Annotated in this window: 11 protein-coding genes; 10 read left to right on the forward strand and 1 reads right to left on the reverse strand. The window is 72.0% G+C overall.

The window, feature by feature from the left end; genetic code table 11:
- Nucleotides 1–20 precede the first annotated feature (20 nt).
- The 3 genes from ectA to AB0K80_RS18150 all read left to right on the forward strand — a co-directional run bounded on the left by ectA (nt 21) and on the right by AB0K80_RS18150 (nt 2,666).
- Nucleotides 21–560: a diaminobutyrate acetyltransferase gene (gene ectA, locus AB0K80_RS18140; protein ID WP_365670662.1), complete on the forward strand. Its 540-nt coding sequence runs from the start codon at nt 21–23 to the stop codon at nt 558–560.
- 7 nt (nt 561–567) lie between these two features.
- Nucleotides 568–1,800 carry a cytochrome P450 gene (locus tag AB0K80_RS18145; protein WP_365670665.1) on the forward strand — a complete coding sequence of 411 codons (1,233 nt, stop codon included), beginning with the start codon at nt 568–570 and terminating at the stop codon, nt 1,798–1,800.
- Nucleotides 1,801–2,042: 242 nt separating this feature from the next.
- The gene (locus AB0K80_RS18150; protein ID WP_365670666.1) at nt 2,043–2,666 is read left to right on the forward strand and encodes a LysE family translocator; all 624 of its coding nucleotides are present in this window, start codon (nt 2,043–2,045) and stop codon (nt 2,664–2,666) included.
- A gap of 97 nt (nt 2,667–2,763) precedes the next feature.
- Here AB0K80_RS18150 and AB0K80_RS18155 read toward each other — a convergent pair whose 3' ends face one another.
- Complete coding sequence (locus AB0K80_RS18155) at nt 2,764–3,552, reverse strand: hypothetical protein (RefSeq protein WP_365670669.1); 789 nt, start codon at nt 3,550–3,552, stop codon at nt 2,764–2,766.
- A gap of 216 nt (nt 3,553–3,768) precedes the next feature.
- Between AB0K80_RS18155 and AB0K80_RS18160 the strand changes: the two genes are divergently transcribed.
- The 7 genes from AB0K80_RS18160 (at nt 3,769) to AB0K80_RS18190 (ending at nt 12,843) form a co-directional block, all read left to right on the forward strand.
- Nucleotides 3,769–5,991, forward strand: coding sequence for an N-6 DNA methylase (locus tag AB0K80_RS18160; protein ID WP_365670671.1), 2,223 nt, complete (start codon nt 3,769–3,771; stop codon nt 5,989–5,991).
- Nucleotides 5,992–6,199: 208 nt separating this feature from the next.
- On the forward strand, nt 6,200–6,874 hold the full coding sequence (locus tag AB0K80_RS18165; protein ID WP_365670672.1) for a hypothetical protein: 675 nt from the start codon (nt 6,200–6,202) through the stop codon (nt 6,872–6,874).
- 38 nt (nt 6,875–6,912) lie between these two features.
- Nucleotides 6,913–8,415 (forward strand): protein kinase, encoded by a 1,503-nt coding sequence (locus AB0K80_RS18170; RefSeq protein ID WP_365670843.1) that lies wholly within the window; start codon nt 6,913–6,915, stop codon nt 8,413–8,415.
- 212 nt (nt 8,416–8,627) lie between these two features.
- Nucleotides 8,628–9,275: a SurA N-terminal domain-containing protein gene (locus AB0K80_RS18175; RefSeq protein ID WP_365670674.1), complete on the forward strand. Its 648-nt coding sequence runs from the start codon at nt 8,628–8,630 to the stop codon at nt 9,273–9,275.
- 87 nt (nt 9,276–9,362) lie between these two features.
- On the forward strand, nt 9,363–10,403 hold the full coding sequence (locus tag AB0K80_RS18180; protein ID WP_365670676.1) for a nucleoside triphosphate pyrophosphohydrolase: 1,041 nt from the start codon (nt 9,363–9,365) through the stop codon (nt 10,401–10,403).
- On the forward strand, nt 10,400–11,710 hold the full coding sequence (locus AB0K80_RS18185; protein WP_365670678.1) for a cytochrome P450: 1,311 nt from the start codon (nt 10,400–10,402) through the stop codon (nt 11,708–11,710). The genes AB0K80_RS18180 and AB0K80_RS18185 overlap by 4 nt, the downstream gene beginning before the upstream one ends.
- Before the next feature lie 146 nt (nt 11,711–11,856).
- Nucleotides 11,857–12,843 (forward strand): transglycosylase family protein, encoded by a 987-nt coding sequence (locus tag AB0K80_RS18190; RefSeq protein ID WP_365670680.1) that lies wholly within the window; start codon nt 11,857–11,859, stop codon nt 12,841–12,843.
- The last annotated feature ends 175 nt before the right edge of the window (nt 12,844–13,018 follow it).

Consider the following 13,018-nt stretch of genomic DNA (forward strand, 5'->3'; position numbering starts at 1 on the left):
CGGACCGAGGAGGTCTGACCATGACGATCTCCGCCACCCCAGCCGCCGGCGCGGACCGGAGCACCGTCGCGACCAAGCAGGCGGTCTTCCGGGCACCGGTGCCCGAGGACGGTCCAGCCGTGTGGAAACTGGTCGAGAACACCCCCGGCCTGGACTCCAACAGCGTCTACTACTACACGCTGTGGTTCCGGGACTTCGCTGACGGCTCGCTGATCGCGACCGTGGACGACGACATCGTCGGCTTCCTCACCGGCTACCGCCGCCCCGACGAGCCCGAGACCTACTTCGTCTGGCAGACCGCCGTCAACCCGCGCCACGGCATCCCCTTCCTCGGGGTGAAGCTCTTCCAGGCCGCGGCCGACCAGCAGGTGGCCCGGGGCGCCCGGTACGTCGAGGCCACGGTCTCCGCCGAGAACAAGGCGATCCTCATGGTGCTGAAGCAGTTCGCCAAGAAGCACTCGGCGCCCATCGAAACGCGCGTGCTGTTCCCCGGCAGCCTCTTCCCCGACAGCCACCACGACGAGGTCCTGTACCGCATCGGCCCGTTGACCGCCGGTTGATTCCGCAGTGTTCGACGATCAGGAGTCGTTTTCCATGGCGCAGCAACCCACACCTTTGCACCTCGACATCAACGACAAGTACTTTCGCATGGACTCGGAAGAGGTGCGGAAGGCGCGAGCTGCACATTGGTACGCAGAAACCGACTGGGGCATCGCCGTCCTCTCGTACGAGGACAGCAGTTTCCTGCTGAAGAACCCCCGTCTGACGCAAGGGTCGGCCAAGTGGCCGGCTCAGCACGGAGTGGTCGAGGGGCACTTCGACAGCTGGTGGAAGAAGACGCTGCTGGTGCTGGAGGGGGACGAGCACAACAGGATCCGGCGCCTGGTCAACCCCGCGTTCTCGCAGCGCCGGATCGAGCCGCTGCATCCCCGGTTCCGAGCCCTGGCGGACAGCCTGATAGACGAATGGATCGATGACGGGGAGACGGAGTTCGCCAGTCGCTTCGCGGCGCCGTATGCGACCAGAATCCTGTGCATGATGCTGGGCATCGACGAGCGCGACTGGAAGAAGATCGCTCGGCTGGCGTCCACCATCGGGCTCGGTCTGGGCATCTCCATCCAGGAGAACATCGCTGAGATCGACGAAGCCGTCGTCGAACTCACTCGATATGCGGAGTCCTTGGTGGCGAGCAGGAGGCAGTCACCTCGCAAGGACATCCTCAGCACCCTGGTGGAGACGAGGGACGAGGATGACGGCAGGCTCTCGGACGAGGAACTGATCAACCTCATCATCCTGCTCATCTTCGCGGGGATCGACACGACTCGGAACCAACTGGCGCTGGCTGTCGAATCGTTCTCGAGGCAGCCGGATCAGTGGGAGAAGCTGGCCGCGGACCCGGACCGCTACGCCGCCAAGGCGGTCGAAGAAGTGCTCCGCATCAATCCGATCGGCCGATGGATCACACGCGAAGCGGCAGAGACGTTCCAGCACAAGGAGCGCACGATCGAGAAAGGTACGACAGTCCACCTGTTCACCCTTTCGTCGGCCACTGATCCCGCCGCATTCGACAACCCGGACCGTATCGACCTCGATGCTGAGCGCTCGCCTCATTTCGCCTTCGGCGGCGGCCTGCACCATTGCCTGGGGCACTTCGTCGCCAGGGCGGACATCAATGTGGCCCTCACGGCGCTGGCCACGCGGATGACCGATCTGCATGTGGGGGAAGGCGCCGAGTGGCTGCCTGATTCCGGGAACACGGGCGCGGTGAAACTGCCGATCACGTTCACCCCGCGTTCCTGACTTCTGCGAACGGCGAAGCTCCTGGTGGATGGGTCACGTGCAAGAACACCCATGCCCATCAGGGGCTTTGCGTGTATGGTAGAACCGTCTTAGGTGGTTCTACCTTGACTGGGAGATCTCATGACACCCTCCAAGGTCAGCATCGGGTGCCCGTCCGTCGCCGGCGGTAACCCAGCGTGCAGCGATCGCTACCAGCTCCGCGGAGTTCCCGCACGTCACGCCAGGGGTGGAGGTCGCTGACGATGGTGGATCTGACGGTGCTGCCGGGCTACGTGGCAGTGATCCTGCTCTTCCTCGGTCCGCCCGGGCCCGACATGGCCTACATGCTCGCGGTGGGCCTCGAAGGCGGTCGCCGGGCCGCGGTGAAAGCGATCCTCGGCATCGGAACCGGCATGAGTGTCTACGCCGCCGCCGTCGTCGCCGGCTTAGGGAAAATCGCCCGATCGCACCCTTCGGTACTGGATGCTGTCAGGATTCTGGGTGCGGCGTATCTCCTGTGGCTGGCCTTTGTGACGCTGCGTCATGCGCGTCGGGCGATCACTGGGCACAGTGATGTCAGGGCCGGCCGCTGGTATCTGCGAGGCATCCTCGTCAGCATCACGAACCCGAAGATCATTCTCTTCTTCCTCGCGGTGCTCCCGCAGTTCATCGGAAGTGCGGACAACCCGGGACTGCAGATGGCGATGCTCGGTGCGATCGACATCCTGATGGAGGTGATTCTCTACGGGTGCATCGGCATTCTGGCGGGATATTTTCACGCACGCCTTGTCGACTCGACCAAAGCAACAGCTGTGCTGAACTACATGGCGTGCACCGTTTATGTGGTGCTGGCCGGGACGATCTGCGGCGAGATCCTGCTGGCTTGATCGGGGCCGGCGCCACGATCGGCTCGGTGGCGCCGGCGTTCTGACGATGACCGCCGTCCCGGCGCAGTGGCGTCGCCGGGTGCGGGCCGTGCGCGGGTCAGCCGCCCAGTTGGTCCATGTCCAGGATCTTGCCGCTGGGCTTCTGCGCCGGGACCGGCTTGTTGTAGTCGCTCAGGGTGAGGTGGCCCCGGTCGCCCGGGGTGTGGCTCTCGAAGCGCAGCAGGTACGGCTCGCCCTCGGTGGCGACGTACAGGGTGTGGCGCTCCTTGCCCGCCTTCTCGTGCAGCAGGAGGGCCGGTGCCCCGTCCACGGTGGTCGTCTTGCCCCGGGTGGCGCCGGAGGTGCCGTCCTCCGCGTCGCCGAGGACCACGTCGAGGTCGCAGAAGCTCGCGATGTCCTTGGCGTCGGAGCCCTTGGCGGACATCTTGGTCCACTTCCCGGCCAGCAGGGCCACGGCCGCGTCGGTGTCGGCCTTGGACTCACCCTTGCTCTGGGCGCGCAGGAAGGCCTCGTCGTACTTCATGTAGAGCGTGTCGCCGGTCTTGATCAGCTCGGCCTCGCCCTGGCCCTTGAGGCCCATGGTTCCGGCGCACTCGCCCTTCTTGTCCAGGGCGAAGTCGACCCGGATGGTGCCGCCGCTCTCCTCGTCGGGGACCTCCCCCTTCATCCGCAGGGACGTGGCGCCGGTGGTGGCCTTCATGGCCCGGTCGGCGATCTCGTCCGCGGTCAGCCCGTCGAACGGGTCCTTCGTCTTGGTCCCCTTCGAGGAGTGGGAGGTGCTCGGCTTGCTTCCCGCCTTGTTCTCGCCCGGCTGGCAGCCGGTGAGTCCCGCGGTGGCCGCGGCGGCGAGACAGATACCCAGCGCGACCCTGATCTTCCTGCCCATGGCTGTGTCTCCCCCCGGGTGGCGGCGTGCCAACCCAAGCGTGTGAGGCGGCCACCACTCCGATCGGTGGCCGCGTGTTCGTGCACCCATCAGAGCAGAAAGCTGTGAACTGAGTCAACACGGTTAACAGCATGCGGCCAATACACGCCGTGAACGCCCGGGTCTTGCGGGCGTGGGTATGCTCGGCACCACAACGGGACGAGGGGAGCGGGGCGGGTGCAGGACAACGCGACAGAAGTGACCGCCGCCGGGATCGCGCGGCTGGCCGGGGTGGGACGCGCCGCCGTCAGCAACTGGCGCCGCCGGCACGCCGACTTCCCCACACCCGTCGGCGGTACCGAGGCCAGCCCCTCCTTCGCCCTGGCCGAGGTCGAGGCCTGGCTGCGCCGGCACGGCAAACTCGCCGAAGTCCCCCTGCGCGAACGGGTCTGGCAGCACCTCGCCGGCCACCCCGAGGGACCCGTCACCGCCCTCACCCACGTCGGCTGCGTCCTGCTGCTGATCCACGACCGGCCCACCGTCTGGCTGGAGGCGAGTGCCGGCTCCGACGAACGACTGGCCGCATTGCTCCCCGGGCTCCTGGAGCAGGTGCTCACACCGCGTTTCGGGGCGGCGGCCTCCGGCAGGAAGCGCGGTGTTCACAGCGCAGCGGCCGCGTTCTCGCAGCCGACTGTGAACAGACAGGTCCTCCCCACCCCCGCCGGACCCGCTCTCGCTGTGAGCAGCCCGGCCCCCACCGCCCCTGCTGTGAACAGCCCGGCCCCCACCGCCCCGCCTGTGAACACCCCGGCCCCCACCCCGGCTGTGAACCCCCCGACCAGCCCCGCCCTCCTCCCCTCCGTCCCCCTGCTGCGCGGCGCCGCCGAACTCGCCGCCGAGCTCGGCGCCCGCCAGGCCTTCGAGTTCCTGCTGCGCCGGCACCTGGACGCCAACCCGCGCCAGTACACGCTCACCCCCGCCGACCTCGCCGGACTGATGGCCGACCTGGCCGGACCGGCCCGCAGCGTCCTCGACCCGGCCTGTGGCACCGGTGCCCTGCTGCGTGCCGCCGCCGCCCGGCCCGGCCAGGAGCTGTACGCCCAGGACAGCGCCCCCGACCTCGCCGCGCTCACCGCGCTCCGGCTCGCGCTGCACACCAAGGCCCCCGTGCACGCCGCCGCCGGTGACACGCTGCGCGCCGACGCCCACCCGGCGCTGCGCGCCGACGCCGTGCTGTGCCACCCGCCGTTCAACGAGCGCAACTGGGGCCACGACGAACTCGCCTACGACCCGCGCTGGGAGTACGGCTTCCCGGCCCGCAACGAGTCCGAGCTGGCCTGGGTGCAGCACGCCCTGGCCCGGCTGCGCGACGGCGGCACGGCCGTCCTGCTCATGCCGCCCGCCGCCGCCTCCCGCCGTTCCGGGCGGCGCATCCGCGCCGACCTGCTGCGCCGCGGCGCGCTGCGCGCCGTCCTCGCGCTGCCCGCCGGCGCGGCACCGCCGTACAACCTGCCGCTCCACCTGTGGGTGCTGCGGCGGCCCCCGCAGGCGCCCGGGCAGGTCGTCGCGCAGCCCGAGGTGCTGCTCGCCGACGCGGGGCAGTTCGCCGGCGAGGCACGCGGCGGCCCGGACTGGCGGGCGGTGCGCGACGCCGTCCTCGACGCCTGGTGCGCCTTCGACGGGGCCGGCCGCCTCGACGAACGCCCCGGCCTGGCCCGCTCCGTGCCCGTCATCGACCTCCTCGACGACGACGTGGACCTCGCCCCGGCCCGCCATCTGCCGCCCCCGGCGGCCGCCGGGGGCGCCGAGCAGCTCACCGACGTACGCGAACGCCTCGGACAGACCCTGCGGCTGACCGCCGACCTCACCCCGCCGCCCGCGCTCCCGGCCCCCGCCGCGCCCCGCTGGCCGCTCACCACCGTCGGTGAGCTCGCGCGCGGCGGCGCCCTGTTGATGCGGACCGGCGGAAACGGCGGCCACGCGCGTGTGCCGGTGCTCACCGACCACGACGTGCTGGCCGGCACCGGCCCCTCCGGGACACTGCCCGAGAGCGACGAGGAGGCGGTGCTCACGGAACCGGGCGACGTCGTGGTCCCGGTGCTCGGCGGGGGCGCGGTGGCGCGCGTCGTCGACGCGGAGACGCAGGGCGCCGCCCTGGGGCGCAACCTCGTCCTGCTGCGCCCCGATCCCGCCGCGCTCGACCCCTGGTTCCTCGCCGGTTTCCTGCGCGGCACCGCCAACAACCGCCAGGCCAGCAGCTACGCGTCCACCGCCACGCGCCTGGACGTCCGCCGGCTCCAGCTGCCCCGCCTGCCGCTGGAGGAACAACGGCGCTACGGCGCGCGGTTCCGCGCCCTCGACGAGTTCGAGCGGGCGCTGCGCCACGCGAGCCGGCTCGGGGAGCGGCTGGTGCGCGGGATGTACGACGGCCTGACGGACGGCACGGTGGCGCCCGAGTGAGCCGCAGGACACCGGAGGGCCGGGCTCCGCGGCGCCCGGCCGCACCTGCGGCGTCGTACGAAGTGATCAGCATGACAACGGTTCGGTACAACCCGGGACCGCTTGTCCGTGTCGGCCTATACGCTCGAAGCGATATGCGTGCGGCCGGCGTCCCCGACACCGGACGTGCCGGTCCGCCCGTCCGCCACCCCAGGATCCAGGAGCTGTCATGCATGGCCACGGCTACACGCAGCCGGTGAAGCAGCCGCCCGCGACGGGGTGGCTGGTCTTCCTGCGCGTGCTGTTCGTGGCGCTGGGGTTCCTGAGCATCGGTCTGCTGGCGTGGGTGATGCTGCTGCGCCTGGCGATCGTCACGCGCCGGGGGCTCGACTGGGGCCTGTTCGTGGCCGCCCTCGCGGCCGACGTCCTGGCGTTCGTCCTGATCGGCAAGGAGCCCGGGGACGACGTCCACACCGTGGGCGGCTGGACCGGCATGGGCCTGCTCTTCGGCACGCTCGTGGCCGGCATGGCGTACTACCTGGCGGCGGACATCCGCCACTTCCAGCAGCTCGGCCACGGCGGGTACGGCCCCCAGCCGGCCCCCGCCCCCGTACCGGCACCCGCACCGGCGTACGGCTTCCCGCAGCCCACCCCTCCGTCGCCGTACACCGCGACGCCGACGCCGACGCCGACGCCGACGCCCCGGCCCCAGGACCCGCGGACCGCTCAGACCCCGCCCCCGGTATCCCGCACGCCCGTGCCGGAACCCCCGCTGTCCACCGCGCCGCCGCAGCGCCCCGCGCCCGCCCGCATCGACCAGGTGCGCGCCGAACTCGACGAGCTCAGCGACTACCTGCGCCGGCACGAGGGCCACCAGGACGGCACCCCCGAGGGCGGACGGTGAGCGTCGCGACCGGACGCGTCGTCGCCGGCCGCTACGCGCTGTCCACGCTCATCGGGCAGGGCGGCATGGGGCAGGTCTGGACGGCGTACGACCAGCGGCTCGACCGGCGCGTGGCGGTGAAGCTGCTGCGGCCCGACAAGGTGGCCGGCCAGGAGGCGGACGAGCTGCGCCGCCGTTTCGTGCGCGAGTGCCGGGTGACCGCGCAGGTCGACCATCCGGGCCTGGTCACGGTGCACGACGCGGGAAGCGAGGGCGAGGAGCTGTTCCTCGTCATGCAGTACGTGGACGGCGCCGACCTGTCCGACCACCTCGCCGAGCACGACCCGTACCCCTGGCAGTGGGCGGTCGCGGTCGCCGCGCAACTGTGCGCCGTGCTGAGCGCCGTGCACGCCGTGCCGATCGTCCACCGGGACCTCAAGCCGCGCAACGTGATGGTGCGCCAGGACGGCACGGTCACCGTCCTCGACCTCGGTGTCGCCTCCGTCATGGACACCGACACCACCCGCCTGACCCACACCGGTTCCCCCATCGGCTCGCCCGCCTACATGGCCCCCGAGCAGGCGATGGGCGGTGCGGTCGGCCCGTACACGGACCTGTACGCGCTCGGTGTGCTGCTGCACGAACTGCTCAGCGGCCAGGTGCCCTTCGCGGGCTCCACGGCCCTCGGTGTGCTGCACCGGCACCTGTACGAGCCGCCGCTGCCCGTACGCCGTATCCGCCCCGAGGTCCCCGAGGCCCTGGAGACCCTGGTCCTGCGCCTGCTCGCCAAGGACCCGCAGCACCGCCCCGCCTCCGCGCAGGAGGTGTACGAGCAGCTCGAGCCCCTCCTGCCCGCGCGCGGCACCCCCAGCGGGGCGCCCCTCGACCCCACCCGCCCCTTCCTGCGCCCGCACGCCCCCTGGCCCGACCGCGCCCGCACCCCCGCGCCCCAGCCCGCGCCGCCCCAGCCCGCCCCGGTGCCGCAGGCCGCCGGGAAACCGGACATCGCCCGGGCCGTCGACGAGGTCAAGCGGCTGCTCGGCGAGGGCCGCATCACCCAGGCCGTGGACATCCTCGGCGCGATCCTGCCCGTCGCCGCCGAGCAGCACGGCGAGCACTCCCCGGTCGTGCGCACGCTGCGCAAGCAGTACGCCGCCACGCTCCTGGACGACGGGCAGTACCGGCGCGCGCTGCCCGAACTGCGCCGCCTCGCCGACGAACGCGCCGCCGAGGCCGGGCAGGCCGACCCGCAGTCCCTGCGGTTCCGCTACGAGGCCGCCCAGTGCCTGGAGCAGCTCGGCGAACCGGCGGCGGCGCTCGCCGAGTACCGCGCGCTGCTGCCGTACTACGAGAACCAGTACGTCGCGGCGGGCGACCCCGAACTGGCGTACGACGTCCGCCGTCGCATCGGCCACCTCCTGCTCGCCCTGGGCGACCGCGCCGCCGCCCACGACACCCTGGCCCGCCTGCTGCACGACGTGGAGCGCACGCACGGCCCCGGGCACCCGCAGGCCGCCGAGGTACGGCGGACGTTGCAGTGGCTGGGGCAGGTACGCGGCTAGGCCTGTCGTCTGGATCGTTCCGGCGTCGCGGGCTCTGGCACGCGGGGCCGGTGTCGCCGCGCAGACCTCCCTGGCCGCAGGGACGGGCGCGGCGGTGCGGGAAGTCGCGGTGAATCGTTGGTCGAATGGGTTGGCCAGAGCTGGGCCACTGCCTACCATCGATCACCGCAAGACTTTGTGCACCGTCGCACAATCTCCACCGGGAGGTCTCCTTGCACCGCCGCCGTCGCACCGCGCTCCTCCTCTCCGCCGCGATCGCCGCCGCGGCGCCCCTCCTGACCGCCTGCGGCAACGACGCGCACCCGGGTGCGGCGGCCGTCGTCGGCGGTCAGCGGATCAGCGTGTCCCAGCTGGAGGCGCGGGTCGACGAGGTCCGCGCGGCGCAGCGGGCGGCCGTGCGCGGCGACGCCCAGTACCAGCAGGTCATCGCCAGGACCGGCACCCTGACCCGCGACACCCTGCACACCATGGTCCTCGACCGGGTGCTGCACCAGGCCGCCCAGGACGCGGGCGTGAGCGTCACCCGCCGCGAGATCCAGCGGATGCGGTCCGGCCTCGAGCAGCAGGCCGGCGGGGCCAAGGCGCTCCAGGCGGCCTGGCTCCAGCGGTACGGCATCCCGCCGCAGCGCCTCGAGGAGAACCTCCGCCTCCAGCTCGAGGCCCAGAAGCTCGCCGAGAAGCTCGGCACCGACACCAGCCGCCCCGACTTCTGGAAGGCCCTGTCCAAGGCCTCCGCGAAACTGGACGTCGAGCTCAACCCGCGCTACGGCACCTGGGACGTCGAGAAGAGCAGCCGCGCCGACGCCAGGACACCGTGGGTGAAGGACGTCTCGGCGGCACAGGCGGAGCGCACCGCGTAGCAGGCGCCCGGCCGGTCGGCCGCCGCCGGGCATCGCGGCCTGTGGACAACTGATCGCCCTGTCGGCGCCGTGGGTTAGCTTCGAATCGTGAACGCAACCAGCCCCGAAGCCACCCCCGGCGCCGGCCCGGACACCGCCCCCGGCCGGATCGTCCTGCTCACCACCAGCCACCGGGTCGCCCCCGGCCTGCTGTCCTGGCCCGCCTGGCAGGCCCTGCACGCGGCCGACCGGGTGCTGTGCGCGGACGCGGCCCATCCGCAGCTGCCGTATCTGCGCGAGGCGGGCATAGCGGTCGACCAAGCGTCCCCGACGGCCGAGGACCTGGTCCGCGCCTGCGCAGGCGGCCGCACGGTGGTGCTCGTCGCGACCGGCGAGGGCGAGCCGGCCCTCACCGACGGCCTGGCGCGGCTGGCCGGCTCCGGCCGGGTCCGCATGCCCGAGCTGGAGCTGCTGCCCGCCTCCTACGACCTGCCGGGCGCCCGCCTCCTCGACCTGGTGCAGGTCATGGACCGCATCCGCGCCGAGTGCCCCTGGTCCTCCCAGCAGACCCACCAGGGCCTGGCGAAGTACGGCATCGAGGAGGCGTACGAGCTCGTCGAGGCGATCGAGGACGGCGACCGCGAGGAGCTGCGCGAGGAACTCGGCGACGTGCTGCTCCAGGTCGTCTTCCACGCCCGGATCGCCGAGGAGCACCCCGAGGAACCCTTCTCCGTCGACGACGTCGCCGGCGGCATCGTCGCCAAGCTCATCCACCGCCACCCGCACGTCTTCGGCGACGCGACGGCGACCACCCCCGAGGAGGTCAAGGAGCACTGGCTGCGTACCAAGGCCGCCGAGAAGCAGCGCACCTCCGTCACCGAGGGCATCCCGCTCGGCCAGCCGGGCCTGGCGCTCGCCGCCAAACTGGCCTCCCGGGTGCGCACGGCGGGACTCGACGTGCCGCTGCCCAGGACCGAGGGCATCGGCTACGAACTGCTGGAACTGGCGGTCCGGGCCGAGGCGCAGGGCGTGGACCCGGAGGCGGCACTGCGGGCGGCGGCCCGGGCGTACCGCGACGCGATCAGGCAGACGGAGACGGCCCGGCGGACGGACCCGGCCGGGCAGCAGGGCGGAGCGCAGGACACGTGACCGACCGGCCCCGGCCCACCCCGGACAGCCCGCAGCCCGAACCCCCGGAGCTGTTCACCTGGGAGTTCGCCACCGACCCGTACCCGGCGTACGCCTGGCTGCGCGAGCACGCCCCCGTGCACCGCACCCGGCTGCCCAGCGGTGTCGAGGCCTGGCTGGTCACCCGGTACGCCGACGCCAGGCAGGCGCTCGCCGACAACCGGCTGTCCAAGAACCCGGCGCATCACGACGAGCCCGCGCACGCCAAGGGCAAGACCGGGATCCCCGGGGAGCGCAAGGCCGAGTTGATGACGCACCTGCTCAACATCGACCCGCCGGACCACACCCGGCTGCGGCGGCTGGTCAGCAAGGCGTTCACACCGCGCCGCGTCGCCGAGTTCGCGCCCCGGGTGCAGGAGCTGACCGACCGCCTCATCGACGGGTTCGCCGCCCGGGGAGAGGCCGACCTGATCCACGAGTTCGCCTTCCCGCTGCCCATCCACGCCATCTGCGACCTGCTCGGCGTCCCGCGCGAGGACCAGGACGACTTCCGGGACTGGGCGGGGATGATGATCCGTCACCAGGGCGGCCCGAGGGGCGGGGTCGCGCGGTCGGTGAAGAAGATGCGCGGGTACCTCGCCGACCTCATCCACCGCAAGCGTGCGGCGCTGCCGCCCGAGCCGGCCCCCGGTGAGGACCTCATCTCGGGCCTCATCCGCGCCTCCGACCACGGCGAGCACCTCACCGAGAACGAAGCCGCGGCGATGGCCTTCATCCTGCTGTTCGCCGGCTTCGAGACGACCGTCAACCTCATCGGGAACGGCACCTACGCCCTGCTCACCCACCCCGGGCAGCGGGACCGGCTGCAGAAGTCCCTCGCCGCCGGCGAGCGCGAGCTGCTGGAGACCGGTGTGGAGGAACTCCTGCGCTTCGACGGGCCCGTGGAGCTGGCCACCTGGCGGTTCGCCACCCAGCCGCTGACCATCGGCGGGCAGGACATCGCCCCCGGCGACCCCGTCCTCGTGGTCCTGGCCGCCGCCGACCGCGACCCGGACCGCTTCGCCGACCCGGACGTGCTGGACCTGTCCCGGCGCGACAACCAGCACCTCGGGTACGGCCACGGCATCCACTACTGCCTCGGCGCCCCGCTCGCCCGCCTGGAGGGCCAGACCGCGCTCGCCACCCTCCTCACCCGCCTCCCCGACCTGCGGCTCGCGGCGGACCCGTCCGAACTGCGCTGGCGCGGCGGGCTCATCATGCGGGGACTGCGCACCCTGCCGGTGGCGTTCACGCCGGTGGGGCAAGGGGCGCACGCTGCGCAAAGGTGACACACGCTCAACACTGTGATCTTCACGTGATCTGCGCGGAACGAACTTGTGATGGGTGATCGTCTGCCGATACGTTCACCCATCAGCGCGGCGGCCCCCGTCACGGCCGCCACGCGGGTCAGTGCTGTCTCGTGAAAGGTCTCCGTATGCTCTCCGGGAACGGTCGTCACCGTCGCCCCCGTCAGGCTCCGGCTCTCCTCGTCGCGGCCGGAGTGACCGGTTCCGCCATCGCGATCCCGCTCCTCGGAGCCACCGGCGCGAGCGCGGCCGACGGGACGACCTGGGACCGGGTCGCGGACTGCGAGACCGGCGGCGCCTGGAGCCAGAACAGCGGCAACGGCCTGTACGGCGGCCTGCAACTGTCCCAGGAGGACTGGGAGAAGCACGGCGGCCTCGACTACGCGGCCAGCCCGGACCTGGCCAGCCGTAACCAGCAGATAGCCGTCGCCGAGAGAGTCCTCGCCGACGAGGGGGTCGGCGTCTGGCGCACCTGCGGTCTGCTCGCGGGCCTGGACAAGGACTCGGCCTCGGCCGACATCGACACGGGCGTGGCCGGCGACTCCTCGCCGAAGGCCGCGGAATCATCCGACTCGCGAGACTCATCGGGTTTGTCCGACTCTTCCGAGTCGTTCCGTTCCTCGGCGTCGCCGGACTCTGCGTCGCCGGACGCGCCGGCGCCCTCCACCTCCTCCGACGCCCCGTCAGGCACGGAGGGCGACGCGCCGCACATCGACGGCTCCTCCGCGGACACCTCGCACTCCGGCGACTCGGGCAACTCGAGCCGCGCGGGCGGTCCTTCGGCCCTGGCCGGCACGGACGCGGAGGCCGCCCCGGCCGGCACCGGCCGGCACCGCGGCCCCAGCGCCGAGGAGACCCCGGCGCCCGGCAGTACGGCCGGGGAGGGGGGACGGCACGCCTCGCGCGGGGACGCGGCCGCGCGGGACGCGGTGGACGGCTCGTACACCGTGCGTACCGGCGACAGTCTGTCGTCCATCGCCGACTCCCTTGACCTCGGCGGCGGATGGCACGCGCTCTACGCGGCCAACGAGCGCACCGTCGGCGCCGACCCCGACCTCATCCTCCCCGGTCAGACGCTTGCCATAGGGGTCGAACCGGGGCAGAAGAACCCCTGAAAGGGCGGCAGTTTCCCTCGCGGTTCGCGGTTAATGTCCCATGTAAGCGTGATGAGAGATAGATCTCAGAAGCCCTGATCGTCTTTGAAATTCCGCGGATCACCTGGCTACGGTCGTGACCGCTCGCCACCGCGAGCCCCGGCTGCCGCAACGCCGAATCCTGCCAGTGGCAGCC

This window comes from Streptomyces sp. NPDC052682, assembly GCF_040678435.1.
Taxonomy (GTDB): Bacteria; Actinomycetota; Actinomycetes; order Streptomycetales; family Streptomycetaceae; genus Streptomyces.